The 25,383-nt window shown below is 66.9% G+C and carries 23 protein-coding genes; 19 read left to right on the top strand and 4 right to left on the bottom strand.

All coding sequences use genetic code 11. From position 1 onward, the window contains the following. Positions 1-64 precede the first annotated feature (64 nt). Complete coding sequence (locus DXK93_RS31595; protein ID WP_054455866.1) at positions 65-718, top strand: carbonic anhydrase; 654 nt, start codon at positions 65-67, stop codon at positions 716-718. A gap of 20 nt (positions 719-738) precedes the next feature. Here the strand turns inward: DXK93_RS31595 and DXK93_RS31590 are convergent, their stop codons facing one another. After that, positions 739-1,416: a GntR family transcriptional regulator gene (locus tag DXK93_RS31590; RefSeq protein WP_013391284.1), complete on the bottom strand. Its 678-nt coding sequence runs from the start codon at positions 1,414-1,416 to the stop codon at positions 739-741. Between the two features lie 204 nt (positions 1,417-1,620). Between DXK93_RS31590 and DXK93_RS31585 the strand changes: the two genes are divergently transcribed. The 11 genes from DXK93_RS31585 to DXK93_RS31535 all read left to right on the top strand — a co-directional run bounded on the left by DXK93_RS31585 (position 1,621) and on the right by DXK93_RS31535 (position 11,705). After that, the gene (locus DXK93_RS31585; protein WP_119452188.1) at positions 1,621-2,415 is read left to right on the top strand and encodes an SDR family NAD(P)-dependent oxidoreductase; all 795 of its coding nucleotides are present in this window, start codon (positions 1,621-1,623) and stop codon (positions 2,413-2,415) included. Between the two features lie 83 nt (positions 2,416-2,498). Continuing rightward, the gene (locus DXK93_RS31580) at positions 2,499-3,713 is read left to right on the top strand and encodes an ABC transporter substrate-binding protein (protein WP_054454932.1); all 1,215 of its coding nucleotides are present in this window, start codon (positions 2,499-2,501) and stop codon (positions 3,711-3,713) included. A gap of 67 nt (positions 3,714-3,780) precedes the next feature. After that, positions 3,781-4,683, top strand: a complete 903-nt coding sequence (locus DXK93_RS31575) for a branched-chain amino acid ABC transporter permease (RefSeq protein WP_054454934.1) — start codon at positions 3,781-3,783, stop codon at positions 4,681-4,683. Next, positions 4,680-5,678, top strand: coding sequence for a branched-chain amino acid ABC transporter permease (locus DXK93_RS31570; protein ID WP_054454937.1), 999 nt, complete (start codon positions 4,680-4,682; stop codon positions 5,676-5,678). The genes DXK93_RS31575 and DXK93_RS31570 overlap by 4 nt, the downstream gene beginning before the upstream one ends. Continuing rightward, the gene (locus DXK93_RS31565) at positions 5,675-6,439 is read left to right on the top strand and encodes an ABC transporter ATP-binding protein (RefSeq protein WP_054454939.1); all 765 of its coding nucleotides are present in this window, start codon (positions 5,675-5,677) and stop codon (positions 6,437-6,439) included. Before DXK93_RS31570 ends, DXK93_RS31565 begins: the two co-directional genes overlap by 4 nt. After that, positions 6,432-7,151 (top strand): ABC transporter ATP-binding protein, encoded by a 720-nt coding sequence (locus tag DXK93_RS31560; protein ID WP_119452187.1) that lies wholly within the window; start codon positions 6,432-6,434, stop codon positions 7,149-7,151. The genes DXK93_RS31565 and DXK93_RS31560 overlap by 8 nt, the downstream gene beginning before the upstream one ends. A 19-nt stretch (positions 7,152-7,170) precedes the next feature. After that, complete coding sequence (locus DXK93_RS31555; RefSeq protein ID WP_119452186.1) at positions 7,171-7,923, top strand: SDR family NAD(P)-dependent oxidoreductase; 753 nt, start codon at positions 7,171-7,173, stop codon at positions 7,921-7,923. Between the two features lie 9 nt (positions 7,924-7,932). Beyond that, a complete protein-coding gene (locus DXK93_RS31550) occupies positions 7,933-8,661 on the top strand; it encodes an SDR family NAD(P)-dependent oxidoreductase (protein ID WP_054454945.1) in 729 nt (242 codons plus the stop codon). A 5-nt stretch (positions 8,662-8,666) separates the two neighbouring features. Beyond that, entirely contained in the window at positions 8,667-10,373 is a 1,707-nt protein-coding gene (locus DXK93_RS31545; protein ID WP_119452185.1) for an FAD-binding protein, read from the top strand. Positions 10,374-10,398: 25 nt separating this feature from the next. Next, positions 10,399-10,998 (top strand): glutathione S-transferase, encoded by a 600-nt coding sequence (locus DXK93_RS31540; protein WP_054454949.1) that lies wholly within the window; start codon positions 10,399-10,401, stop codon positions 10,996-10,998. Positions 10,999-11,198: 200 nt separating this feature from the next. After that, positions 11,199-11,705 carry a hypothetical protein gene (locus DXK93_RS31535; RefSeq protein WP_054454952.1) on the top strand — a complete coding sequence of 169 codons (507 nt, stop codon included), beginning with the start codon at positions 11,199-11,201 and terminating at the stop codon, positions 11,703-11,705. A 55-nt stretch (positions 11,706-11,760) separates the two neighbouring features. On the opposite strand, the gene DXK93_RS31530 is transcribed toward DXK93_RS31535, so the two are convergent. Then, positions 11,761-13,098 (bottom strand): DUF3100 domain-containing protein, encoded by a 1,338-nt coding sequence (locus tag DXK93_RS31530; RefSeq protein ID WP_054454954.1) that lies wholly within the window; start codon positions 13,096-13,098, stop codon positions 11,761-11,763. Positions 13,099-13,389: 291 nt separating this feature from the next. Between DXK93_RS31530 and DXK93_RS31525 the strand changes: the two genes are divergently transcribed. The 4 genes from DXK93_RS31525 (at position 13,390) to DXK93_RS31510 (ending at position 17,113) form a co-directional block, all read left to right on the top strand. After that, on the top strand, positions 13,390-14,325 hold the full coding sequence (locus DXK93_RS31525) for a LysR family transcriptional regulator (RefSeq protein ID WP_119452184.1): 936 nt from the start codon (positions 13,390-13,392) through the stop codon (positions 14,323-14,325). A 76-nt stretch (positions 14,326-14,401) separates the two neighbouring features. Then, entirely contained in the window at positions 14,402-14,593 is a 192-nt protein-coding gene (locus tag DXK93_RS31520) for a DUF2970 domain-containing protein (protein WP_013391270.1), read from the top strand. 239 nt (positions 14,594-14,832) lie between these two features. Next, positions 14,833-16,575, top strand: coding sequence for a nitrite/sulfite reductase (locus DXK93_RS31515; protein WP_119452183.1), 1,743 nt, complete (start codon positions 14,833-14,835; stop codon positions 16,573-16,575). Beyond that, positions 16,568-17,113 carry a DUF934 domain-containing protein gene (locus tag DXK93_RS31510; protein WP_119452182.1) on the top strand — a complete coding sequence of 182 codons (546 nt, stop codon included), beginning with the start codon at positions 16,568-16,570 and terminating at the stop codon, positions 17,111-17,113. The genes DXK93_RS31515 and DXK93_RS31510 overlap by 8 nt, the downstream gene beginning before the upstream one ends. On the opposite strand, the gene DXK93_RS31505 is transcribed toward DXK93_RS31510, so the two are convergent. Then, on the bottom strand, positions 17,110-17,907 hold the full coding sequence (locus DXK93_RS31505; RefSeq protein WP_054454964.1) for an IclR family transcriptional regulator: 798 nt from the start codon (positions 17,905-17,907) through the stop codon (positions 17,110-17,112). The genes DXK93_RS31510 and DXK93_RS31505 overlap by 4 nt on opposite strands. Positions 17,908-18,009: 102 nt before the next feature. On the opposite strand from DXK93_RS31505, the gene DXK93_RS31500 reads away from it, so the two are divergent. The 3 genes from DXK93_RS31500 to DXK93_RS31490 are packed head-to-tail and all read left to right on the top strand — an operon-like array spanning position 18,010 to position 21,303. Beyond that, positions 18,010-18,993, top strand: coding sequence for a tripartite tricarboxylate transporter substrate binding protein (locus DXK93_RS31500; RefSeq protein WP_119452181.1), 984 nt, complete (start codon positions 18,010-18,012; stop codon positions 18,991-18,993). A 10-nt stretch (positions 18,994-19,003) separates the two neighbouring features. Then, on the top strand, positions 19,004-20,521 hold the full coding sequence (locus DXK93_RS31495; protein WP_119452180.1) for a class I adenylate-forming enzyme family protein: 1,518 nt from the start codon (positions 19,004-19,006) through the stop codon (positions 20,519-20,521). Continuing rightward, complete coding sequence (locus DXK93_RS31490) at positions 20,518-21,303, top strand: citryl-CoA lyase (RefSeq protein ID WP_054454971.1); 786 nt, start codon at positions 20,518-20,520, stop codon at positions 21,301-21,303. Before DXK93_RS31495 ends, DXK93_RS31490 begins: the two co-directional genes overlap by 4 nt. A 62-nt stretch (positions 21,304-21,365) precedes the next feature. Here DXK93_RS31490 and metH read toward each other — a convergent pair whose 3' ends face one another. Next, positions 21,366-25,139 carry a methionine synthase gene (metH, locus tag DXK93_RS31485; RefSeq protein ID WP_119452179.1) on the bottom strand — a complete coding sequence of 1,258 codons (3,774 nt, stop codon included), beginning with the start codon at positions 25,137-25,139 and terminating at the stop codon, positions 21,366-21,368. Positions 25,140-25,383 lie beyond the last annotated feature (244 nt).

Genomic DNA, 25,383 nt, shown 5'->3' with positions numbered 1-25,383 from the left:
AGCCCCTTGTTGCGTGCGCCGACGCGCCAGCACGCCTGGCTCCAGCTACGAGGAAGAAAAGATCATGTTTCCAAAAAGACTTACCGAAGGCTATCAATCTTTCCTGGGGGGCCGTTTCCCTTCGGAAAGCAGCCGATACCAGAAGCTGGCCGAATCGGGGCAAAACCCGGAAATCCTGATCATCGGGTGCTGCGACTCCCGCGTGTCGCCTGAAGTCATCTTCGACGCCGGCCCCGGCGAAATGTTTGTCGTGCGCAACGTCGCGAACCTGGTCCCGCCCTGTGACCCTGACTCGGAATCCTCGTACCACGGCACCAGCGCCGCGATCGAATTCGCGGTCAACGGCCTGAACGTCAAGCACATCGTGGTGCTGGGCCATGCTTCCTGCGGCGGCATCCGCTCATTCTTCGACGACGCCAAGCCCCTGACCAAAGGCGATTTCATCGGCAAGTGGATGTCGCAGATCGAACCCGTGGCCGAACGCCTGGGCCCCGGCACCGGCGACCGCCAGGCCAACCTGAAGCGCCTGGAACTGGCCGTGGTCGAGCACAGCCTGAACAACCTGATGACCTTCCCCTCCATCCGCCGCCGCGTCGAAAAGGGCGAACTGGAACTGCACGGCACCTACTTCGGCGTGGCCACCGGCCTGCTGTACCTGCGCGACCCCGCCACCGGCGAATTCAATCCCTGCCTCGAGGCGCCTGCGGCCGCAGCCTGAGGTTGGACCGCGGGCGGGCCTTACACCCGGTACGCCTGCGCCAGCCTCTCGTAGTTGTTCTTCAGGATGATGCCCGCGTAGTACACGTGTTCGCGCATCAGATCCTCGGCCCGCGCGCCGTCGCGGGCGATGATCGCATTGACGATGCGGTGATGGTCGTCATGCGATCGCAGGATGATCCCGTGGTCTTCCCACAGGATGATCCGGTCCGAGGCGTAGGGGATAGCCTGCGCCTGCGTCGCGAAGCGCCGCACCCAGGGGTTGCCCGCCGCTTCCAGGATGCCGTTATGCAAGGTGATGTTCACCTGCTGATACGGCAGATGGTCCTCGGCCAGCAAGACCCCCTTTCCCAGGATCCGGTCCCCTTCGTCCAGGCAATTCTTCAGCACCGCCACGGCGTCGTTCGATAGCCCGCGCAAGGCCGCCTGCCGGCAGGCCAGCCCTTCCAGCGCCGCGCGCACCTCGTAGGCCGCCACGATTTCGCCGATGTCGTAGGCGCGCACCGTGTAGCCGCGCTTGGGCAGATGCTCCAGCAAACCTTCATTGCCCAGCGTCGCCAGCGCCGCGCGCACCGGCGTGCGCGACACCCCCAGTTTTTCCGCCAGCGGGATTTCTTCCAGGCGGGCGCCAGGGCTGAACTTGCCGTGCAGCACCCAGTCCCGCAGCGTGTCGGTAACGTGTTGAGATAGCGTGTCCATAGCCGCATTGTATACATGAAGAATACATAGGGCGTCATACGCCTTATTAGTTTTCGGAACATCTCCGTAAAACACGATGTAAATCAAGCAACACTCCGGGTAAGCCCCTATACCTGCGAATCATCCATGTATACATAATCGCAAAAAATTCAAACCAGCGGCCAGGTCCCACCCTAGGCGGACAGCACGCTACCAGGAGACAGCATGTCCAATGTATCCACGCCGGCCGGCAAGGGCCCGGCTCCCCGTCTTGCGCTCGTCACGGGCGGCGGCGGCGGCATAGGCGCCCGCATCTGCCAGGAACTGGCCAGCGCCGGCTTGCGCGTCGTCGTCTCGGACGTGGACGCCGGGCGCGTCCGCCGCGTGGCCGACGAGCTGGGCGCGCCGCACGCGTCGCTCGCCTTCGACGTCAGCGATGAGTCCTCGGTCGAAAACGCGTTCGAACAGATCGAAGCGCAGCACGGCCCCATCGCCGTGCTCGTCAGCGCCGCCGGCCTGCTGCTGTTCCAGGAAAACGGCGAACGCCCGCTCATCAAGGACACCTCGCTGGACATCTGGGAACGCAGCTTCGCCGTCAACGCCCGCGGCGTGTTCCTGTGCGGCCGCGCCTACCTGCGCCGGCGCGAGGCCGCGCCGCTGGCGCACGGCCGCATCGTCACGTTCACCTCGGTTGCGGCGCAGCTGGGCGGCTACCGCTCCAGCGCGTCTTACATCGCGGCCAAGTCCGCGGTGCTGGGCCTGACCAAGGCCATGGCGCGCGAATCCGCGCACCTGGGCGTGACGGTCAACGGCATTGCCCCCGGCCTCATCGACACCGACATGCTGCGCAGCACCGTCACAAGCAGCGGCGCGCTGGCCGCCGCGGCGCAGGCCATTCCGCTGGGCCGCATCGGCACCGTGGACGATGTCGCGGCCGCCGTGCGCTTCCTGGCGTCCGAAGAAGCCGGCTACATCACCGGCAGCGTCATCGACGTCAACGGCGGCTACCGCATGCAGTAAGGCATTCCGGCGGCCAGGCCGGCAACGCAGCAAAGCGCCACACCCAAACAAAGGCGCGCATCAAAAAAGAACGGGAGACAAAGATGAAGAAAAGCAGTCGCTACGCAGCCGCCGCCGCGCTATGCGCATGGGCGCTGAGCACGGGCGCGCAAGCGCAGCAGGAACCGGGCATCACCGACAAGACCATCAAGATCGGTCTGTTCGCGCCCTTGTCCGGCAGCGGCATGGCCTACGGCTTTGACGTGCTGAACGCCGCCAAGATGTGGTACGCCAAGGTCAACAAGGAAGGCGGCGTGCACGGCCGCCAGATCGAACTGGTGATCGAGGACGACCGCTGCAACGCCAACGACCTGGTCGCCGCGGTGAAGAAGCTGAACGAACAGGACAAGGTGTTCCTGCTGAACGGCGGTTCCTGCTCGGCCGCGGTGGTGGCCTCGCGCGAATACGTGGAACGCGAAAAGGTGCCGCTGGTCATGCTCAACGCCTCGGGCGACGGCGCGCTGTATCCGCCGTCCAAATACATCTACGGCGCCTTCTCCATCTCCCAGCACGCCGTGGGCGGCTCGATGGTGCAGTTCGCCGCCGAGCACCTTAAGGCCAAGAAGATCGGCTACATCAACCATGACGACGCCTACGGCGGCTGGAACCTGGAGGCCGCGCAGGCCCAGGTCAAGCAGCTGGGCGACGCATCGCTGCAAGTCCAGTCGGTGAACCCGAACATCACCGACGTGACCGCGCCCATGCTGAAGATCCGCGCCGCCAACGCCGACGTGCTTCTGCTGACGACATACGCCCGCCCCGCCGCGCTCATCATCAAGAAGGCACAGGAACTGGGCTGGAACAAGCCTATCGTCCTGGCGGTGAACGGCACGGCCGACCTGAAGCAACTGGTGGAAAACGTGGGCAACAAGGACGCCTTCAAGAACGTCTACATCCAGGAAGTGCTGTCCGACGTGCCGGGCGGCGCCAAGCTGACCTGGGTGTACGACATGTACAAGCAGGCCTACCCCGACCTGGCCGCCAAGCCGGGCCATCCGCAGACCTACATGCCTTACGGCCTGCCGCCCGCGATGGCGGTGGTCAACGCGCTCAAGGCCGCCGGCCCGCAGCCCACCCGCGAAAAAGTGCTGCAGGCGCTGGAAACCATGAAATTCGACTCCGGCGTCATGGCCGGTCCGATCGAGTTCGGCCCGAACGACCGCGCGGCGCAGGAATCCGCCATCTACATCAAGTTCGACGGCACCAACATGTCGCTCGTGCCCGGCGCCTTCAAGAGCGTCTGGCAGTACCAGAAGTAAATCAGCGGCCCGCCTTGGGCCTGGCCCGCGCGCTGGCGCAGCAGCGCGCGGGCTGCCGGAGAACATCATGAGCTTTGCCGATATCTGGCTGTTCCTGCAGCAGGGGGTGCTGTCGGGACTGGTGACGGGCAGCGTGTACGCGCTGCTGGCGGTCGCCGTAGTGATCATTTTCAAGACCACCGACGTGCCCAATTTCGCCCAGGGCGAGATCTTCATGGTCGGCGGCTACATCGCCCTGTTCCTCACCCTGGTGATGGGCTGGCCTTATCTCGTCGTCATTCCCATCACGCTCGCCGCCGTGGCCATCCTGTCCGGCCTGTTCCAGCGCGTCGTGATGGAGCGCGTCATCGCCTCCAAGGGCGTGGGCGTGCAGATGGTGATCGCCACGCTGGGCCTGGCCTATGCGCTCAAGGGCCTGGTGCGCCAGACCGGCCTGGGCGACACGCCGCGCTCGTTGCCGCCGCTGGCATCAACCGACGCCATCATCATCGGCGACGCGGTGCTGACCCAGCTGGACCTTGTGATCTTCGCGGTCGCCGTGACGGTGATGCTGCTGCTTTTCGGCATGTTCACCTATACCCGGGTCGGCCGCGCCATGCGCGCCGTGGGTATGAATCCCAAGGCCGCCCGGCTGGTGGGCGTGAACCTGACCCGCATCCGCATGCTGGTGTGGGCGCTGGCCGGCCTGATATCGGCGGTCGCGGCGCTGCTCATCACGCCCAAGATCCTGATCACCCCCGACATCGGCCACATCGCCATCCTGGCCTACGCCGCGGCCATCGTGGGCGGCATCACCAGCCTGCCTGGCGCGGTGGTCGGCGGCTTCGTGATCGGTGTGGCCGAGAACCTGGTGGGGCTGTTCATTTCGACCAATGCCATCGTGGTTGCGCCTTTCGTGGCCATCATGGTCGTGCTGCTGCTGCGTCCGCAAGGGCTCTTGGGCGGCAAACTGCAGGTGAAGAAAGTATGAGCAAGAAAATAGACCATGCGCTGCTGGCGCTGATGGCCATCGTGCTGGCGATCCTGCCCTTCGCGGCCAGCGGCTATGTCATCTACGTGGTGAACCTGCTGATGGTGTTCGTGGTGTTGGCGCTGGGCCTGCATCTGGTCATCGGCGAAACCGGACAGTTCGCGCTATCGCACGCCGCCTTCTACGGCGTGGGCATCTATACCGCGGGCCTCATCAACAATCTGTGGCATCCGCCCTTCTTCATTTCGATCATCGCGGGCGGGCTGCTGGCCGCCGTGCTCGGCTATGTGATCGGCGCGCTGGCGCTGCGCATGCGCGACATCTACCTGGCGCTGTCCACCTTCGCCTTCGGCGAAGCGATGCAGTGGGTGTTCCTGAACTGGCAATCGGTCACCAACGGCTCGAACGGCTTCCGGATCTCGCCGGCCACGCTGTTCGGCTACGAACTGGTGTCGGACGCCAAGGCCTATCCCTTCGTGGTGCTGATCGCCGCGCTGTTGCTGTGGGCCACCATTGCGCTGTCGCGCTCGCAACTGGGCTCGGCCTTTCGCGCCGTGCGCGAGAGCGACGTGGCGGCCCAGGCCATGGGCGTGAACGTCAACGCCATCAAGCGCACGGCCTTCACGTTGTCCGCGGCCTATGCCGGCATCGCCGGCGGCATGTACACGACCTTCGCCTCGTTCATCCACCCGGAGAGCCTGGGCTTTCAGACCACCATCCTGATCCTGACGATGGTGGTGGTTGGCGGCATCGGGTCGGTGCGCGGCGCCATCGCGGGCGCGTTGGCCTTCGGCCTGATCTCCGAGCTGCTGCGCCAGGCCCTGTCGTTCCAGGAAATCATCTACGGCGTCATTCTGATGGGCTTCATGATGTTCGCGCCCAAGGGCTTGTTCGCCGGCCGCGGCGCGCGCGGACGGGCACCGGCGCCGGCTGCGCCCTTGCCTTCCGCCACGCGCCCGGCTGCGGCCAAACCGACCCAAAGGAGCGCCGCATGAGCAGCCATCCCTATCTGGACGTGCAAGGCCTGACCGTCAAGTTCGGCGGCCTCACCGCCATCAACGGCCTGTCCATGCAGGTCGAGCGCGGCCGCATCCACGCGCTGATCGGCCCCAACGGCGCGGGCAAGTCCACCACCTTCAATTGCATCTCGCGCTATTACCGTCCCAGCAGCGGCAGCATCCGGTTCGACGGCGCGGACATCACCCGCAAGAAGCCGCATGAAATGGCGGCGCTGGGCGTGGCCCGCACCTTCCAGAACCTGGAGCTGTTCGGCGCGCTCAGCGTGCGCGAAAACGCCCTGCTGGGCACCTATGCGCATGGCGCCGACAGCGCAGGCAAGCTGCTGCGCCCCGCTGCCGCGCAGACGCGCGAGCGCGTCGAGCACCTGCTGGAGCGCGTCGGACTGGCCGACTTCCTGGACACGCCGGCGTGCAGCCTGGACTTCGGCCGCCAGAAGATGCTGGAGCTGGCGCGCGCCCTGGCCATATCGCCCAAGCTGCTGTTGCTGGACGAACCGGCGGCCGGCCTGCGCAACCGCGAAATCGAAACGCTGGACCGCCTGCTGACCGAACTGTGCGAACGCGACGGCATCACGGTGCTGCTGGTGGAGCACGTCATGCAGCTGGTGATGTCGATCTCGCATCGCATCACCGTCATGTCCTTTGGCGAGAAGATCGCCGAAGGCACGCCCGCCGAGGTGCGCAGCAACCCGCGGGTCATTGAAGCCTATCTGGGCAAGGGAGCGGCCGGTGGCTGATTATTTGCTTGAAGTCGATGCGGTATCGGCCGCCTACGGCAATATCCGCGCGCTGCAGGACGTATCGCTGAAAGTGCCACAGGGCGCCATCGTGGCGCTGCTGGGCGCCAACGGCGCCGGCAAGTCCACCACGCTGAACGTGATCTCGCGCCTGGTTGCGCCCACCGCGGGTAGCGTGCGCTTTGCGGGCGAACCCATACACCGCCTGGCGGCGGACGCCATCGTCGGACGGGGCATCGTGCAGGTGCCGGAAGGCCGCGAGATCTTCCGCGAAATGAGCGTGCGCGAGAACCTGGAGATGGGCGCCTACCTGCGCACCGACCGGGCCGCGGTGCGGCAGGACCTGGACATGGTGTGCGACACCTTCCCGCGCCTGCGCGAACGCTACGAACAGAAAGCCGCGACGCTGTCCGGCGGCGAACAGCAGATGCTGGCCACGGGCCGAGCCATGATGGCGCGCCCGCGCATGATCCTGCTGGACGAACCCTCGATGGGTCTGTCGCCGCTGGTGGTCGAACAGATCTTCGACATCGTGCTGCGGCTGAACCGCGAGCAAGGCATCACCATCCTGCTGGTGGAGCAGAACGTGAAGCTGGCGCTGTCGGTGTCCAGCTATGCGTACATCCTCGAAAACGGCGAGATCGCGCTGGAAGGCGAGTCCGCCGCGCTCGCCAGCGACGAAGGCGTGCAGCGCGCCTATCTGGGCGCCTGACGCGCCGAAAGGACCGACCATGATATCGATGCAAGACAAGCGGGTGCTCGTGACGGGCGCGGGCCGCGGCCTGGGCGCGGCCATCGCACAAGGCTTCGCCAGGCAAGGCGCTGCCGTCATCGTCGCAGATGTGGATGCGGCGCTGGCCGCAGCCACGGTGCAAGCCATCCGCGCCGCGGGCGGCAAGGCCGCCGACGCGGTGCTGGACGTGACGGATGCCGCCGCCGTGCGCGACTTTGCGCAACGGTCCGCCACCGAACACGGCAATCTGGACATCCTGATCAACAACGCCGGGATTTCGGCGCGCGCCCCGTTCGACGATCCCAAGACGCCCGAGATCTGGGACCGTCTGATGAGCGTGAACCTGCAAGGCACGTTCAACGTCACCCACGCCTTCGTCGAACAGCTGAAAGCCACGCGCGGCGCCATCGTCAATCTGTGCTCCATCGTGGCCTACGGCTGCAGCATCTCGACCGCCGGCTATGTGGTGTCCAAGGGCGGCGTGCGCTCGTTCACCGAGGTACTGGCGCGCGACCTGGCTCCGCATGGCGTGCGCGTGAACGCCGTGGCTCCCGGCCTGATGGAAACCGAGATGACGGCGGGCCAGCGCGCGCAGGCGCAGGGCACGGACTGGTACATGCAGCGTGCGCCCATGGCCCGCGCGGGGCGGGCCGACGAGATCGTGGGTCCGGTCCTTTTCCTGGCCTCGGACATGGCCAGCTACGTGAACGGCGTGGTGCTGCCCGTGGACGGCGGCTACCTGGCCGTGTGAGGAAACATCATGAATCTGGGCACGGCATTGGTTACGGGCGGCGCTAGCGGCATGGGTCTTGCGATCGTGGAGCGGCTGGCGCGCGATGGCTTTCGCGTCGTGATGGCCGACCGCAACGCGGAACTGGCCGAAAAGGAGGCCGACGCGCTGCGGGCGCAAGGGCTGGACGTGGAACACCGCGTGGTGGACCTGACGGACGAAGCCGCCACGCGCGCGCTGGCGCGTTCGCTTGCGCCGCTGGCCGCGCTGGTCAACAACGCGGGACTCTTCGACGAGCGCAAGTTCTTTGAGGTGGACAGCGCCGACTACCGCCGCGCCTTTGACGTCAACCTGCTGGCGGTCGCGACCTTGACGCAGGAGGCCGCGCGCGACATGGCGCCGGGCGCCAAGATCGTCAACATCGCCTCGCGCGCCTACCTGGGCGCAAAGAACCACCCGCACTACGTGGCCTCGAAAGCGGCCTTGGTCGGCTACACGCGCGCTTCGGCCATGGAACTGGCCCCGCGCGGCATCCTGGTCAACGCCATCGCCCCCGGCCTCATCGACACCCCGCTCTTGCGCAACCTCACGCCCGAACGCCTTGCGGCGCAACTGGCCCTGCAGCCCACCGGCCGCGCGGGCCAGCCGCAAGACATCGCCTATGCCGTGTCCTTCCTGGCCGCGCCGCACATGGACTTCATCACCGGCCAGGTCATCTTCGTGGACGGCGGAAAATCGCTGGGCGGCTCGGGAGCATAGGCAGCATGGAAGGCATTACTTGGGACAAGGAAGTCGACGCGCTGGTCGTCGGCTCGGGCGCGGGCGGCATGGCCGCGGCGCTGACGGCGCGCGAGGAAGGACTGGACGTGCTGCTGGTGGAAAAGACCGGCCGCATCGGCGGTTCCACCGCGATCTCAGGCGGCGCGCTGTGGATACCGCTGAACGCGCAGACAGAAGCCGCCGGCCATCCGGACAGTTTTGAAAAGGTCTGGACCTATCTGGAACAGACCGTGGGCGCGGCGGCCCCCGACGACATGAAGCGCGCCTATCTCGAAGCCGGCCCGCGCATGATGGATTACCTGGTGTCGCGCGGCATCCTGGATCTGGCCGCGCGCACGGCCTCGCCCGATTACTACCCCGACCTGCCCGGCGCCGCGATGGGCGGCCGTTCGCTCGACCCGCTGGAGTTCGACGGCCGCAAGCTCGGCGGCGATTTCCGTTTCCTGCGGGATCCCCTGAAGGAATTCACGGTGCTGGGCGGCATGATGGTCAACATCACCGACGTGCGCCATCTGCTGCGCGCCACGCGTTCGTTCGCGGCCTGGCGCCACAGCATGAAGCTGGTGCTGCGCTATGCCGCCGACCGCGCGCGCGGCTATCGCCGCGGCACCCGGCTGCTGCTGGGCAATGCGCTGGCCGCGCAGCTGTTCCACGGCATGCTGGCGCGCAAGATCGAATACTGGCTGGACACGCCGGCGCTGGCGCTGCACCGCGATGCAGCGGGCCGCGTGCTGGGCGCCGCGGTCCGGCGCAATGGCAAGTCGTTGAACATCCGCGCGCGCCGCGGCGTGGTGATGGCCACGGGCGGCTTTCCCTGGGATCCGGCGCGCCGCGCGCAGAGCTATCCTCAGCCCACGGGTCTGTGGTCCATGTCGCCGCGAGACAACGCCGGCGACGGCATCCGCCTGTCGGAAGCCGCCGGCGCCGCGCTCGGCTCGGGCCACGCCAGCCCCGCGTTCTGGGCGCCGGTCTCGCTGCTGGAATCCGCGGACGGCAAGCCCCTGCATTACCCGCACCTGGTGTGGGACCGGGCCAAGCCGGGCCTCATCGCGGTCAATGGCGCGGGCCGGCGTTTCGTGAACGAATCCGCCTCGTACCATGAGTTCGTGCAGGCCATGTACCGCAGCCATGGCACGACGCCCAGCATTCCCGCTTTCCTGATCTGCGACCAGCGCTTCATCGACACCTGGGGCCTGGGCCTGGCGCTGCCAGGGGGCCGGCCGCGCCAGCATCTGATCGACGCCGGCTACCTGCTGCAAGCCGGCACGCTGGCCGCCCTGGCGGCCCGGCTGGGCGTGCCCGCCGATGCGCTGCAGGCCACGGTGGAACGCTACAACACCCACGCCGCCCAGGGCCAGGACCCGGACTTCGGCAAGGGATCGACCGCCTACAACCGCTACCTGGGCGATCCGGAACACGCTCCCAATCCCTGCCTCGCGCCGCTGGCGGCGGGCCCCTACTACGCCGTCAAGGTCTATCCCGGCGACATCGGCACCGCTTGCGGCATCGCCGCCAATCCGCATGCCCAGGCCCTGGACGCCACGGGCGCGCCCATTGCTGGCCTCTACGTGGCCGGCAACGACATGCAGTCGGTGATGGGCGGCGCCTATCCCGGCCCCGGCATCACGCTTGGTCCCGCCCTGACCTTCGGCTGGATCGCTGGACAACATCTGGCCCATGCACAACACTGACGCCTCTCCACCGACAAGGATCCCCATGAAAATCTTCTACTCGCCCGCCTCGCCCTTCGTGCGCAAATGCATGGTCATCGCCCATGAGCTCGGCCTGGCCGACCGCATCGAGAAGCTTCCGAGCGCAGCCGGCCCCGTGGCCCGCGACCAGACCATCATCCCCACCAATCCGCTGGGCCAGGTGCCCACCTTCATCACGGATGACGGCCAGGCGCTGTACGACAGCCGCGTGGTCTGCGAATACCTGAACGACCTGGGCGGCGGTTCTCTGTTCCCGTCGGGCAAGACCCGCTGGCAGGTGCTGACGGAACAGTCCATGGCCGACGGCATGCTGGGCGCGGCACTGCTGGCCCGCTACGAAACCGTGCTGCGTCCGGAAGCGCTGCGCTGGGACGGCTGGGTCGAGGGCCAGCTGGGCAAGGTCCGCGACGGCCTCGCGCTGGTGGAAAAGAACGCCGCCGCGCTGGCAGGCCGCCTGGACATCGGCACCATCACCATCGGCTGCGCGCTGGGCTATCTGGACTTCCGCTTCCCCGACCTGGACTGGCGCGCCGAACATCCGGCCACCGCCGCCTGGTACGAGACCTTCAGCCAGCGTCCGTCCATGCAGGCCACCAAGCCCTGATCCGGTTTGGGCAGGCGCAGGGCCGGGAGAACCCGCCGGGCTCCCTGGCCATCACCTGCCCTGGTACGGCGCGGCCCCGAGCCGCGTCGCTAGGCCCCTGACGCGTGCAGGGGCCTTTTTTTCGCCCGGATCGCCCCCAGCTGTTACAGTGAAGTCGGCAGGCGGGCCGATCCGCCGGCCATCACCAGAAGGGGCCCAGCATGAACGTCGCTGCGATCTCCGCCATCCACCGGGCTGATGCGCCCTATCCCGCGCGCTCGGCCGCGCTGGACGCCACCCGCGCATTTCCCGAAACCCAACGCGTGGCCCACGTCCACGCGGCCCGGGCAACGGCTGCCGCCCACGCGCTGCGCGTCGAACGCGACCGCGACAGTCTGCCATTGGCGCTGGCCGTCTTTGACGCCTCGAATGCGGACGCGCTACGCGACCTGCACGCGGCATCGCGCATGCGCCGCGCCGTTGAGGATTTTGCCGCGCAGCCCGACCCCGCGGCCCAGCGCGCCGGCTCCGCCAACGACCTGGGCACCATCGAAGGCCTGATGCCGCTGCAGGCCTACCGCGTCGCGATGGGCAATCCGCAAGTGCAGGAACTGCAGACCGCAGTCGCCATGAAGGCGGCGGGCCTGGGCGTTCCCAAGGTCGCCAACATCGGCGCGACCGAGAATGTCACTGACAACGCGCGTTACCGACCGGGTTTCGCGCCCTGACCAAAAAAAACCGCCTGACGCATCAGGCGGTTCTTGATTCGGGAACGAACGGCGATCAGTGGAAGAATTCCGCGATCATGGTCGCGCCCAGGAAGGTGCCGGCGTTGGCGGCCAGGGATACCACCACGATCTTCCAGCCCAGCTTGCGGAACGCCGGCAGGTCCTTGAGGATCGACAGGCCGGCCATGGCCAGGATCACGGTCGTGAACGGCAGGAAGTTCACCTTGCCTACCATGGCGATGATCTGGTCCGAGTACGGCAGCACGCCGGGGCAGCCCGCGGTCATGGCGATCAGCGACAGCACGAACACGGCGGGCAACTTGGGCACCACGCGCAGCACCAGGTCGGTGATGACGACCAGCAGGATGATGATGCCCATGCCCGGCAAGGCGTCGGCAAACGGCACGTTGTAGCCCAGGCGGTTGCCCACCAGCGCGAACAGGCCGCAGATGACATAGGCGGTCAGGCGATCGCCGAAGCCCATCTTGACGCCGTGCGCGGGCGCGTCCTGCGTGACCTCGTCATCAGCGGCGACGGTCTCGGCCTTGCCGCGCGAGAAGCGGCCCAGCACCGGTTCCAGCTTGCCGTACAGGAAGATGGTGGTCGGCAGCGAAATGAACAGCGTGAAGTACACGCCCACCACCGTGGTCAGCAGGTTGGCGGCGGCGGCCAGCGCGGCCACCTGGTGCGCGACTTCGGGCGTCTGCTGGGACGCGATCGCGCCCACGCCGGCGGCCATCATGCTGCCCGAGCCCACCCCGGCGCCCATGGCGAGCGAGCGCGGATCGAAGATGTTCAGGCTGGTGATGAAGCCGGCCATCAACGCCACGAACAGCGCGCCGATCACGGTGCCGGTGATGTACTCGGCCATCACGCCGCGGCCTTCGGGCGAGTTCATGCCGTAGCGTTCGCCGATGATGGCCAGGCTGGGCTCTCGGCCCACCGAGAAAGTGGCGCCGATGGCCTCGCGCTTGATGCCCAGCAGCAGCGCCAGCGGCAGGCCGACGGCCATGGTGCCGAAGAAGTGGCCGAATTCCTGGAACACCAGGGCCCAGCCGGCTTCGCGCACCTGCGGCAAGGCGCCGCCCACCATCAGGCCCAGCTTGGCCAGGAAGGGCAGCAGCGCGTATTGCAGATAGCCGCTGATGCGGGTCTGCATGGCGGTGTCGATGTTCAGCCCCGCCGGCAGGCGCTGGCCCAAGGCGGCCACGATGGCGCCGATGAAGATGGCCCACAGCATCGGCTGCAGGATGATCTTGCCCGGGCCTACGTTGAAGGTGGCGCTGCCGATCGCCTCCGAAACGACAACCACCAGCAAGATGGCGGCGAGCATGCGGATGCGCCCGGATAGCGGCATGGAAGGCGCGGCCAGGCTGGCGCTGGCGTGTGACATCGGATTCCCCTGAGTACGTGAATAGTCGTCGTGGCTGCCCGCCGCGATCCCGGCCGGCCGGCGCCCGCAATGGGCGTCGCAGCGCGGCGGCGGCGACGGCGCGCGCAGCAGGGCCGATTTTCGCCGGGGGCCCGGCGCGCAACCATGACAGGGCTGGCGCATAAACGTTGCGTAAAATGCAACGGACAGGCTTTTCCAGGGAAAATTTTGCATGATCTCGATTCATGCAAGGGTAAACCCTAGATTGTATCTGTGGATCTGCCGCCGCACTCCCCGCCACGGAGCCCCGCCATGGACGAAAAACTCGACGCCCGCCGCACCCACTATTTCATGCAGGTCATGAGCCGCGGCTCGGTGCGCGGCGCCGCCGAAGTGCTGGACATGGACCCGTCTGCCGTCAGCCGTGCCATAGCCGCCCTGGAACGCGACTGCGGCATCGCCCTGTTCGAACGCCGCGGACGGGGCGTGGTGCCGACCGACGCGGGCCACATCCTGGCGCGCTACATCAAGCGCCAGCAGGACATCCAGGAGAGCTTCTTCTCCGAGATCGACAGCTTGCGCAAGGCCGAACGGGGACACATAGACCTGGTGCTGGGCGAGGGCTTCGTGGAGCTGATGTTCGAGCGCGTGCTGCCGGGCTACTGGCGCAGCCACCCGGAGGTCACGCTGGACATCGACGTCGCGCGCACGTCCGAGATCGTGCAGCGCATCGTCGATGACCGCGCCTATATCGGACTGGTGTTCCAGCCGCCCAACGACGCCCGCCTGCGCACCCATTATTCGCGGCCCGAACCCATCCGCGCCATCGTGCGCGAGGACCACCCGCTGACCCTGCTGAGCCGTCCCCTGCTGCTGACCGACCTGGCCGAGTATCCCGGCGCGTCCATGCAGGAGGGGTTCGGCGTGCGCCAGCACATCCAGGCCGCCGAAATCAGCGAACAGGTCAGGCTGCGCAACGTGCTCACCACTTCGTCCTTCAAGGCACTGTGGCAATTCGCCGCCGCCGGCATCGGCTATGCGCTGACGCCGCCCATCGCGGTCACGGCCGACCTGCGCGCCCAGCGCCTGGCCAGCCTGCCGCTGGCCAACCCCATCCTCAACCAGGGCAGCCTGCATGTGCTGAGCCGCGCCGGCCGCCATGTGTCCCCCGCCGCGCGCGAACTGCTGGACCACATCGTGCGCGGCATCGGCGCCCCGGCCGGTTCGGCGTCTGATACGGTCAGGTAAGGCGGATCTGCATCTGTTTCCCCGACGTCCGGCAGCCTACATTGGCGCTATCCGCCACGACGCCAGGAGAGACAACATGCTGAGTTTCTTGCGCACGGTCAAATCCGTGCTGTGGGGATTCTTCGGCGTGCGCCGCGGGCGCGGCTACGATGCCGACATCGCCAACAACAAGCCGGCGCCATTGATATTGACCGGGCTGCTGATGGCGGCTTGTCTGGTGGTCATTCTGGTGCTGGTCGCGCGCTGGGCGGTGAACGCCGCGTTGTAAATCCACCGTCCCGCAAGAATGGCCGTCCCGCCGCCGGGCCGCCCCAAGGCGGGACAGCCCCCTCGGGGGGCAGCAAGCGCGCGCAAGCGCGTGCAGCGTGGGGGCCCCATTATCTTATTACCAGAATGACTTAGACGGTCGCTACAGCTGCCTGTTACGGTTATGAACCCCTTTCTCCTGCCGCATTGCGCCGGGCGACCGCCGGGATCCAGACCGAGAAGACTTCAAGGGCAGTAGACATGTACGTGTATGACCCCGTCGACCAGCAGCTAGTCGAGCAACGCGTGGCGCAATTCTCCGACCAGACGCGCCGCTTCCTCGATGGCCAACTAACGGAAGATGAATTCCGCGTTTTGCGCCTGCAGAACGGCCTGTACATCCAGCGCCACGCGCCCATGCTGCGCGTCGCCATTCCCTACGGCATCCTGGCGTCGCGCCAATTGCGCACGCTGGCGCACATCGCCCGCAAATGGGACCGCGGCTACGGCCATTTCAGCACCCGCCAGAACATCCAGTTCAACTGGCCCAAGCTGGAAGACGTGCCGGCCATCCTGGCCGAACTTGCCACGGTGCAGATGCATGCCATCCAGACCAGCGGCAACTGCATCCGCAACACCACCACCGACCACTTCGCCGGCGTCGCGCCGGACGAGCTGGTGGATCCGCTGGTTTGGTGCGAGATCATCCGCCAGTGGTCCACGCTGCACCCGGAGTTCGCCTTCCTGCCGCGCAAGTTCAAGATCGCGGTCAGCGGCGCCGTGCAGGACCGCGCGGCCGTGGGCGTGCACGACATCGGCCTGCAAGCCGTCGAACGCGACGGCAAGCTGGGCTTTCGCGTCTGGGTGGGCGGCGGGCTGGGCCGCACGCCCATCGTCGGCAAGCTAATCAATCCCTTCGTCGAATGGCAGGACCTGCTGACCTATCTGCAGGCCGCGCTGCGGGTCTATAACCTGCACGGCCGCCGCGACAACAAGTACAAGGCGCGCATCAAGATCCTGGTCAAGGACCTGACGCCGGAAGTCTATGCGCAGCAGGTGGATGAACAGTGGCAGCTCATCAAGGGCGGCCCCGACACCATCACCCAGGAATTCGTCGACAGCATCAAGGCCCGTTTCGTCTGGCCGCAATACGATGCCGCTGCCGCGCAGGACGTGGACAACACCGCCGCGCTGGCCGCCGCCGATCCGCGCTTTGCGCGCTGGCTGCGCACCAACGTGCACCCGCACAAGGTGGCCGGCTATGCCGCAGTCACCGTGTCGCTCAAGCCCACCGGCGTGCCCCCGGGCGACATCACCGCCGACCAGATGGACGCGGTGGCCGACCTGGCCGACGACTATGGCTTCGGCGAACTGCGCGTCTCGCACGAGCAGAACCTGATCCTGGCCGACGTGCGCCGCGCGCGCCTGCACGAGCTCTGGACCACGCTGCAGACGCTGAACCTGGCGACGCCCAACATCGGGCTGCTGACCAACATCATCGCCTGTCCGGGCGGGGATTTCTGCGCGCTGGCCAATGCCGTCTCCATCCCCGTGGCCGAAGCCATCCAGCGCCAGTTCGACAATCTCGACTATCTCTTCGAGATCGGCGAGCTGGACCTGAACATCTCGGGCTGCATCAACTCCTGCGGCCACCATCACGTGGGCCACATCGGCATCCTCGGGGTCGATAAGGCCGGCGAAGAGTGGTACCAGGTCACCATCGGCGGACGCCAGAACGGCGCCGCCAAGCCGTTGCCCGATATCGAATCCACGCGCGGCGGCGGCGCCGCCATCGGCCGCATCATCGGCCCGTCGTTCGCGCGCGAGCAGGTCGCTGGCGTGGTGGACCGCCTGATCCGCACTTACCTGGGCCTGCGCGACAGCGAAGAGGAACGCTTCATCGACGTGGTGGACCGGGTCGGCATCGACCCCTTCAAGCAGGACGTCTACTCCGATCCCGCCTTCGCCAAACCCGCGCAGCAAGCCGAGGCCGCCCATGTCTGAAATCTATCCGCACGACGCCCCCGGCCCGCACCTGATCCGCAACGGCCGCCTGGAAGCCGACGCCTCGCGCGTCTTCACGCCTGAACCCGAGGTCCCCGCCGAAGGCCAGGTGCCTGGCGACGCGCCGGGCTGGATCGTGCCGCTTTCCATCTGGAAGACCTCGCGCGCCACCTTGCGCCGCCACCAGCATCCGGTCGCGGTACTGCTTGACCCCGACGCCGACCTGCGCGACCTGGCAGAAGCCGGCGGCACGCTGGACCCCGCCGGCATCGCCTTCATCGCCGTCGACTTCCCGGTCTACACCGATGGCCGAGGCTATTCGCTGGCGCAGCTGCTGCGCACGCGCTACCAATGGCAAGGCGAACTGCGCGCGGTCGGCGACGTGATGATCGATACCATCCACTACCAGGCGCGCGTCGGCTTCGACAGCTTCCTGGTCAAGCCCGGCCACGATCCGCACAAGGCTCTGGACGCGTTCAAGACCTTCACGGTGCATTACCAGAAGACCTACCGCGTGCCGACGCCGGCAGCCGCCTAAGCCGCGGGAAATCCCGGCAGCGCCCAGCGCTGCGTCCTGACCTCATCCTGCGCCAACTGGGCGCGGATCAGGTCGGCGATATTGCGCTGGCGCGCCGCCTGCATGCGGCCGATCAGGCTGGACACGCTGACGGCCAGGCGCGGATATCCGCCCGCGTCGCACAAGGCCACGCCCACCCCCAACACGCCCGGCACCGCCGCGTTGCCCACCACCGACCAGCCGCGCCCGCGCGTGTTCTCCACCAGGCGCCGCATCTGCGCCACCGTCATGCCGCCGTAGGCGCGCAGCGCCTGCTCGTTCTGCGCAATCACCTCTTCCGACTCGTCCGGCGGCAGCGCGGCCAATAGCGCCAGCCCGGCCGCCCCCACGCCCAGCGGCTGGCGGTGGCCCACCGTGACCGCCAGCACCTGCACGGGATAGTTGCCCACTTCACGGTGCAGGCAAAGCGAATCGTTGCCCGCGCGGCAGATGAGAAAAGCGGAATCGCCGCTGACGTCGCTGATCTGGCGCAGCACCGGCCGCAGGTCGCGCACAGCCTGCGCATGCGGATCGCCCGCCATCATCACGCCCAGCTCGGCCACGCGCCAGCGCGGCGCCTCGGACTCGCGCAAGGCGTAGCCCTCCTGCACCAGCACGTCGAGATAGCGATAGGCCGTGGTCCGCTGCATGCCCGCAGCGCGCGCGATGTCGACCACGTGCATGCCCGCCGCCCCCGCCTGCCGCAGCACGCCCAGCACGCGCAGCCCGCGGCGCAATACGCGCGGCCCCGAGCCTTCGGATTCTGGTTTGTTCATTTTTTGGACAGCTTACGTTGATGAGGCCCCTATCAAAGCCCAATATGAATCCGGGCAGACGCAGAGCTGTCCAAATATTAGACAAACAGGACGGAGACAACAATGAAGATGCAAAGCAAGCGGTGGGCCGCCGCGGCGGCCGCCCTGGGTGCGCTGCTCGCGGCCCCGGCCCTGGCGGCCAAGCCCTATCCCGAGCGTCCCGTGACGCTGGTCGTCGGCTACGCGGCGGGCGGCGCCACCGACATCGTGGCGCGCCTGATGGCGAAGTCCCTCTCGGAAGAATTGGGCCAGACCATCGTGGTGGAGAACAAGACCGGCGCCAACAGCAACATAGGCGCGGAAATCGTCTCGCGCGCCGCGCCAGACGGCTACACGCTGTATGTGGGTTCCATCGCCAACACCATCAACCGCACGCTGTACAGCCAGCTCAACTATGACTTCGTGAAGGGCTTCGAGCCCGTGGGCCTGCTGGCGACCATTCCGAACATCCTGGTCGTCAACCCCAAGCTGCCGATCAAGACCGTGCAGGAATACGTGGCCTACGCGAAGAAGAATCCGGGCAAGCTGACCTGCGCCTCTTCCGGCAGCGGCTCGTCCATCCACCTGTCGTGCGAGCTGTTCAAGATGCAGACCGGCACCGACATCCTGCACGTGCCGTACCGCGGCAGCGGCCCGGCCGTGGCCGACTTGCTGGGCGGCCAGGTGGATTCCATGTTCGACAACCTGCCCTCGTCGCTGCCGCACGTGCAGGCCGGCAAGCTGCGCGCCATCGGCGTGACCTCGCCGCAGCGCCTGCCCTCCGCGCCCGACACGCCCACGCTGGCCGAATCCGGCCTGCCCGGCTTCGAGGTGGAATCCTGGTTCGGCGTGATGGCGCCGGCCGGCACCCCCAAGCCCGTCGTCGAGCGCTTGAACCAGGCCATCAACAAGGCGCTGGCCAGCCCGGCGCTGCAGGCGTCCTACCAGCAATCCGGCTTCTACGCGCCACAGCAGCCCAACACCCCCGAGACCTACGCCCAGAAGATCGCCAGCGAGATCGACAAATGGGGCAAGGTCGTCAAGAGCGCCAACCTCAAAGCCAACTAGGAACACCAGGATGTACCCGATAGATTTCTTCTTCCGCGCCGCCGAGCAGTATCCGGAGCGCATCGCGCTGGACGGTCCCGAAGGCCAGGTCACTTACTCGCAATTGGCCGCCGATACGCGGGCGCTGGCCGCGGCCTTGCAAGAACTGGATCCCGCGCCGCAGACGCGGGTGGCGATCTGCGCCGGCAACTCCGCGCGGCACATCCTGGCGCTGCTGGCCGTGCTGGCCAGCGGCAAGGTGTGGGTGCCGCTCAACTACCGCAGCACGGAACGCGAGATCGGGCGCATCCTGGACGCCACCGAGCCGTCCATCGTGATCGTGGACGGCGTGGGCGCGCCGCTGGCGCCTCCGGCCCAGGCGCCGCAAGGCCGCCGCCACATCCATCTGGACGACGCATCGGCGCCGCTGGCGCTGGATGAGCTGCTGGCCCGCTGCGCCGGACGCGAGCCGCAGCGCCACGCGCAACCGCGCGACGCCACCCAGGCCATCAAGTTCACAGGCGGCACCACCGGCCTGCCCAAGGGCGTGATGCAGCCGTACCACGCGTGGAACGCGGGCATCATCAACCAGATCATGAGCTGGGGCCTGACCCACGAAGACCGCTATGTCGTGGCCGCCCCCATCACGCACGGCACCGGCACATACCTCTTGCCGGTGCTGGCGCGCGGCGGCGCCCATCTGCTGTTGGATGGCGTCACGCCGGCCAGCATCACCGCCGCCTTCCGCGAGCGCGGCGGCACGCTGAGCTTCATGCCGCCTACCCTGATCTACATGATCATGGCGCAGCCCGGCGTCTCGCGCACCGACTTCCCGCGGCTGCGCAACCTGATCTACGGCGGCGCGCCCATGCCCGTGGAAAAGATCGATCGGGCGCGCGAATTCTTCGGCCCTGTGCTGGGCACCACCTACGGCCAGACCGAGGCGCCGCAGATCATGACGGTGCTGCGCCCCGCCGACCTGGAAGCGCCGGAGAACCGCGCCTCAGTCGGACGCGTCACCTGGCTCAGCGACGTGGCCATCATGTCGCCCGACGGCGCGCTGCTGCCGCGCGGCGAGATCGGCGAGGTCGTGGTGCAGGGCGACCTGGTCATGTCGGGCTACTGGCGCCTGCCCGAAAAAACCGCCGAAACGGTGGTGGACGGCTGGCTGCATACCGGCGACACCGGCCTGATCGATGCGCGCGGCTATCTGTTCCTGAAGGACCGGCTGCGCGACGTGATCATCACCGGCGGCTTCAACATCTACCCGGTGGACGTGGAGAACGCGCTGTCCGCGCATCCCGCCGTCTACGAGTGCTCGGTGTTCGGACTGCCCGACGACAAGTGGGGTGAAGCGGTCCATGCCGCCGTGCAGTTCCATCCCGGCGCGCAGGCCAGCGCGGACGAGTTGAAAGCGCACGTGCGCGCCCTGCTCGGCCCCGTGGCCACGCCCAAGCAATTCCACATCCATGACAGCTTGCCGCGCTCCAGCGTGGGCAAGGTACTGAAAAACGCCGTGCGCGACGCGGCCCTGAAGGAGACCTCATGAAAACGCCCGAAACCCGCCTCTGCGCGCATCACCTTACCGGCATGTCCTACCGCGACGTGGATCTGGTCGAAGACCTGATCGGCAAGAAGACCTTCACCGAAGTCATGATCATGCAGATCCTGGGCCGCGAGGCGCGCCCAGTGGACCTGCGCATCGTCGACGCGGTGCTGGTCACGCTGATGGAGCATGGCCTGACGCCCAGCGCCATCGCCACCCGGCTGATCTACATGAGCGCGCCGGAAAACCTGCAGGGCGCGGTGGCGTCCGGCCTCATGGCGGTAGGCAGCCAGTTCGTCGGCACCATGGAAAACTGCTCGCGCCTGCTGGACCGCATCCGCCAGGCCGACGACGGCCGCGCAGAAGCCCTGGCGATCGCCCGCGAGTTCCGTGAATCGCGCAGCGCGTTACCCGGCTTCGGCCACCATCTGCACAAGCCCGACGACCCGCGCTCGATCAAGCTGCTGGCGCTGGCCGAGGCCGAACCGGAACTCAAGGGCGACTCGCTCAAGGCGCTGCGCCTGCTCTCGGCCGCGATCGACGAGACCTACGGCAAGCACATCACCATCAACGCCACCGGCGCGGTGGCCGCGCTGCTCAGCGAGATCGGCGTGCCGACCGAACTGATGCGCGGCTTCGCCGTCATTTCGCGCGCGGCCGGCCTGGTGTCGCACGTGGCCGAGGAACAGCAAAGTCCATCGGGACGCTACATCTGGGAAACCATAGACCAGGCCATTCCCTATGTGGGCAAAGGCAAGACGCATCAAGACGGAGAGCAGGCGTAACGGCGCAGCCGCATGGACGGGGGAATGGCCAGCGAGTACGCCTGACCGCTCCCCCGCAGCGCTCAACCCAGGTTCGGCGCCAGGGTACGCTTCAGGTCTTCGATGCTGCGGCCACTGCGGGCGGCGTAGTCCTGCAACTGGTCTTCGCCGATCACGCCCACGTTGAAGTACTGCGACTGCGGGTGGCTGAAGTAGAAGCCGGACACGCTGGAGGCCGGGTACATGGCATAGCTGTCGGTCAGCATCATGCCGATATCGGCGCCGTCCAGCACGCGGAACATGTCGGTCTTGATGACGTGTTCGGGGCAGGCCGGGTAGCCGGGCGCGGGGCGGATGCCCACGTACTTCTCGGCGATCATGTCGTCGTTGGACAGGGCTTCGTCGGGCGCATAGCCCCACAAATCCTGGCGCACGCGGGCATGCAGGCATTCGGCGAAGCCTTCGGCCAGGCGGTCGGCCAGCGACTTCAGCATGATGCTGGAGTAGTCGTCCAGGGCCTTTTCGAATTCCGCCTCCTTCTTTTCGATGCCCAGGCCCGCCGTGACGGCGAACATGCCGATGTAGTCCAGCTTGCCGCTGGACTTGGGCGCGATGAAATCGGACAGGCACTTGTTGCTGACGCCTTCGCGCTTGGCGCCCTGCTGGCGCAGATTGCGGTAGGTGAACAGCACTTCGCTGCGGGTCTCGTCCTTGTAGACCTCGATGTCTTCGTCGTTGATGCTGTTGGCCGGATAGAAGCCCACCACGCCGTTGGCGGTGAGCCAGCGGCCTTCGATGATGCGCTTCATCATGGCCAGGCCGTCGGCGTAGACCTTGCGCGCCTGCTCGCCCACGACCTTGTCGTCCAGGATGGCGGGGAACGGGCCGAACAGGCTCCAGGTCTGGAAGAACGGGCCCCAGTCCACGTACTTGGCGATTTCGGCCAGGTCGTAGCTCTTGAATGTGCGGCGGCCGATGAACTTCGGGCGCGGCGGCGTGTAGTTGTCCCAGTCGATCGCGGGACGCGAGGCGCGCGCTTCCGCCAGCGGCAGGATGGGCGTGGCCTTGCGATTGGCGTGGCGGCGGCGCACCTCTTCGTATTCCTCGGCCAACTCCGCCAGATACGTTGCGGACTGGTCCGACATCAGGTTCGTCGCCACGCCCACGGAACGGCTGGCATCCGGCACGTAGATCACCGGGCCTTCGTAGTTGGGCGCGATCTTGACGGCGGTGTGCACGCGGCTGGTGGTGGCGCCGCCTATCATCAGCGGCAGCTTGCGGCTGCGGAAGTACTCGTCGCGCTGCATTTCGCTGGCCACGTAGGCCATTTCTTCCAGGCTGGGCGTGATCAGGCCGGACAGGCCGACGATGTCGGCGTTCTCTTCCTTGGCCTTTTCCAGGATCTGGGCGCAGGGCACCATCACGCCCATGTTCACGACTTCGAAGTTATTGCACTGCAGGACCACCGATACGATGTTTTTGCCGATGTCGTGCACGTCGCCCTTGACGGTGGCGATGACGATCTTGCCCTTGGCGCGCACGTCGCCGCCCGCGGCCGCGATCTGGCGCTTTTCTTCCTCGATGAAGGGAATCAGGTGGGCCACGGCCTGCTTCATGACCCGGGCCGACTTCACCACCTGCGGCAGGAACATCTTGCCTTCGCCAAACAGGTCGCCCACCACGTTCATGCCGTCCATCAGCGGGCCTTCGATCACTTCGATCGGACGGCCGCCGCGCGCGGCGATCTTCTGGCGCACTTCCTCGGTGTCCTCGACGATGAAGGCGGTGATGCCGTGCACCAGCGCATGCGACAGGCGCGCCTCGACCTCGGCATTACGCCAGGTCAGGTCCTCTTCCTTCTTGGCGCCAGAGCCCTTCACGCTGTCGGCGAACTGCACCAGGCGCTCGGTCGGGGTGCGCTCGTCGTCGGCTTCCGTCTTGCCCACGGGCTCGGCGCGGTCCAGCACCACGTCCTCGACCAGGTCGCGCAGCTTGGGATCCAGGTCGGCGTACACGCCCAGCTGGCCGGCGTTGACGATGCCCATCGTCATGCCTTCCTTGACGGCGTAATAGAGGAACACCGTGTGGATGGCCTCGCGCATGGGCTCATTGCCGCGGAACGAAAAGCTGACGTTGGACACGCCTCCCGAGATGCGGGCGTAGGGCAGGTTCTCGCGGATCCAGCGCGTGCCTTCGATGAAGTCCACGGCGTAGTGGTTGTGTTCGTCGATGCCGGTGGCGACCGCGAAGACGTTGGGATCGAAGATGATGTCTTCCGGCGGGAAGCCTTCTTCCTCGACCAGGATCTTGTAGGCGCGGCCGCAGATTTCCTTGCGGCGCTCCAGCGTGTCGGCCTGGCCCTGTTCGTCGAACGCCATCACTACCACGGCCGCGCCGTAGCGGCGGCACAGGCGCGCATGGTGGCGGAAGGGCTCCAGCCCTTCCTTCATGGAGATCGAGTTCACCACGGGCTTGCCCTGCACGCACTTCAGGCCTTCTTCGATGACTTCCCACTTGGAGCTGTCGATCATGATCGGCACGCGCGCGATGTCGGGCTCGGAGGCGATCAGGTTGAGGAAGCGCCGCATGCAAGCCACCGAATCCAGCATGGCCTCGTCCATGTTGATGTCGATGATCTGCGCGCCATTCTCGACCTGCTGGCGGGCCACGGCCAGCGCCTCGTCGTATTTCTCTTCGCGGATCAGGCGGGCGAACATCTTGCTGCCCGTCACGTTGGTGCGTTCACCGACGTTGACGTACAGCGTGTCTTCGTCGATGTTCAGCGGCTCCAGGCCCGACAGGCGGGTCTTGACCGGAATGTCCGGCACGGCGCGCGGAGTCAGCGACATGACCTTGGCCGCGATCTCACGGATGTGGTCCGGGGTGGTGCCGCAACAGCCGCCCGACATGTTGACCAGCCCGGCGCGGGCGAATTCCTCCAGCAGCGCCGAGGTATCGGCCGGGGTTTCGTCAAAGCCGGTCTCGGCCATGGGATTGGGCAGGCCGGCGTTCGGATAGACGCAGACGTAGGTGTCGCAGATGCGGGCCAGCTCGGCCACGTAGGGCCGCATCAGCGCCGCGCCCAGCGCGCAGTTCAGGCCGATGGTGATGGGGCGCGCGTGGCGCACCGAATTCCAGAAGGCTTCCACGGTCTGGCCGGACAGGATGCGCCCGGACGCGTCGGTCACCGTGCCCGAGATCATCACGGGCAGGCGCACGCCGCGCGCCTCGAACACTTCCTCGGTGGCGAAGATGGCCGCCTTGGCGTTCAGGGTGTCGAAGATGGTTTCGATCAGGACGATGTCGATGCCGCCGTCCAACAGGCCGTTGAGCTGCTCCACATAGGCGACGCGCAATTCCTCGAAGGTGACGTTGCGCGCGCCCGGATCGTTCACGTCCGGCGAGATCGACGCGGTCTTGGGCTGCGGTCCCAGCGCGCCGGCCACGAAGCGCGGCCGCTCGGGCGTGCTGTAGGCGTCACAGGCCTCGCGCGCCAGGCGCGCGGACACCAGGTTCAGTTCGTAGGCCAGTTCCGGCAGTTCATAGTCGCCCTGCGCGATGGTGGTGGCGCCGAAGGTGTTGGTCTCGATGACGTCGGCGCCGGCTTCCAGGTACTGGCGATGGATCTCGGAGATCACGTCCGGACGCACCAGCGACAGCAGCTCGTTGTTGCCCTTGACGTCCTTGCCGTGGCCGGCGAAGCGCTCGCCGCGGAAATCCGCCTCGCCCAGCTTGTAGCGCTGGATCATGGTGCCCATGGCGCCATCCAGGATCAGGATGCGCTTGCCCAGCAGGCGGGCGAATTCGCTGCCGTGGGTATAGGCTTCGGGCGGGTAAGGCAGGCGGGGATACGACACGGGCAGGTCCGGATGGAGTTGGCGATGGCGGCGCTATGTGGCGAAAAAGCGAAAAACGCCGCAAAAACAAGCCCTGATCGTAACAAAATGGGCCTATCCGCGCCTCCCGGTGATACAGTTTCGGCCCCGAACCGGTGCTTTCGGCGCACTGGGCAGGCAAGAACGCAACACTTGCCAGCCGCGCGCGAAAGGTAAACGGGAAACAGGAAGAACCTCCCAGGACTGCCGCCCCACAAGGCGCCGG

It is taken from the genome of Achromobacter sp. K91 (assembly GCF_003576205.1).
In the GTDB taxonomy this organism is placed as follows: Bacteria; Pseudomonadota; Gammaproteobacteria; order Burkholderiales; family Burkholderiaceae_B; genus Achromobacter; species Achromobacter aegrifaciens.
The sequence above is the reverse complement of the archived record's forward strand: the minus strand, read 5'-3'. Positions and strand labels throughout refer to the sequence as shown.

Coding starts and splice junctions, on each gene's coding strand:
- DXK93_RS31595 (WP_054455866.1), top strand. CDS start 65: ATGTTTCCAAAAAGACTTACCGAAGGCTATCAATCTTTCCTGGGGGGC.
- DXK93_RS31590 (WP_013391284.1), bottom strand. CDS start 1,416: ATGGACACGCTATCTCAACACGTTACCGACACGCTGCGGGACTGGGTG.
- DXK93_RS31585 (WP_119452188.1), top strand. CDS start 1,621: ATGTCCAATGTATCCACGCCGGCCGGCAAGGGCCCGGCTCCCCGTCTT.
- DXK93_RS31580 (WP_054454932.1), top strand. CDS start 2,499: ATGAAGAAAAGCAGTCGCTACGCAGCCGCCGCCGCGCTATGCGCATGG.
- DXK93_RS31575 (WP_054454934.1), top strand. CDS start 3,781: ATGAGCTTTGCCGATATCTGGCTGTTCCTGCAGCAGGGGGTGCTGTCG.
- DXK93_RS31570 (WP_054454937.1), top strand. CDS start 4,680: ATGAGCAAGAAAATAGACCATGCGCTGCTGGCGCTGATGGCCATCGTG.
- DXK93_RS31565 (WP_054454939.1), top strand. CDS start 5,675: ATGAGCAGCCATCCCTATCTGGACGTGCAAGGCCTGACCGTCAAGTTC.
- DXK93_RS31555 (WP_119452186.1), top strand. CDS start 7,171: ATGATATCGATGCAAGACAAGCGGGTGCTCGTGACGGGCGCGGGCCGC.
- DXK93_RS31550 (WP_054454945.1), top strand. CDS start 7,933: ATGAATCTGGGCACGGCATTGGTTACGGGCGGCGCTAGCGGCATGGGT.
- DXK93_RS31545 (WP_119452185.1), top strand. CDS start 8,667: ATGGAAGGCATTACTTGGGACAAGGAAGTCGACGCGCTGGTCGTCGGC.
- DXK93_RS31540 (WP_054454949.1), top strand. CDS start 10,399: ATGAAAATCTTCTACTCGCCCGCCTCGCCCTTCGTGCGCAAATGCATG.
- DXK93_RS31535 (WP_054454952.1), top strand. CDS start 11,199: ATGAACGTCGCTGCGATCTCCGCCATCCACCGGGCTGATGCGCCCTAT.
- DXK93_RS31530 (WP_054454954.1), bottom strand. CDS start 13,098: ATGTCACACGCCAGCGCCAGCCTGGCCGCGCCTTCCATGCCGCTATCC.
- DXK93_RS31525 (WP_119452184.1), top strand. CDS start 13,390: ATGGACGAAAAACTCGACGCCCGCCGCACCCACTATTTCATGCAGGTC.
- DXK93_RS31520 (WP_013391270.1), top strand. CDS start 14,402: ATGCTGAGTTTCTTGCGCACGGTCAAATCCGTGCTGTGGGGATTCTTC.
- DXK93_RS31515 (WP_119452183.1), top strand. CDS start 14,833: ATGTACGTGTATGACCCCGTCGACCAGCAGCTAGTCGAGCAACGCGTG.
- DXK93_RS31510 (WP_119452182.1), top strand. CDS start 16,568: ATGTCTGAAATCTATCCGCACGACGCCCCCGGCCCGCACCTGATCCGC.
- DXK93_RS31505 (WP_054454964.1), bottom strand. CDS start 17,907: ATGAACAAACCAGAATCCGAAGGCTCGGGGCCGCGCGTATTGCGCCGC.
- DXK93_RS31500 (WP_119452181.1), top strand. CDS start 18,010: ATGAAGATGCAAAGCAAGCGGTGGGCCGCCGCGGCGGCCGCCCTGGGT.
- DXK93_RS31495 (WP_119452180.1), top strand. CDS start 19,004: ATGTACCCGATAGATTTCTTCTTCCGCGCCGCCGAGCAGTATCCGGAG.
- DXK93_RS31490 (WP_054454971.1), top strand. CDS start 20,518: ATGAAAACGCCCGAAACCCGCCTCTGCGCGCATCACCTTACCGGCATG.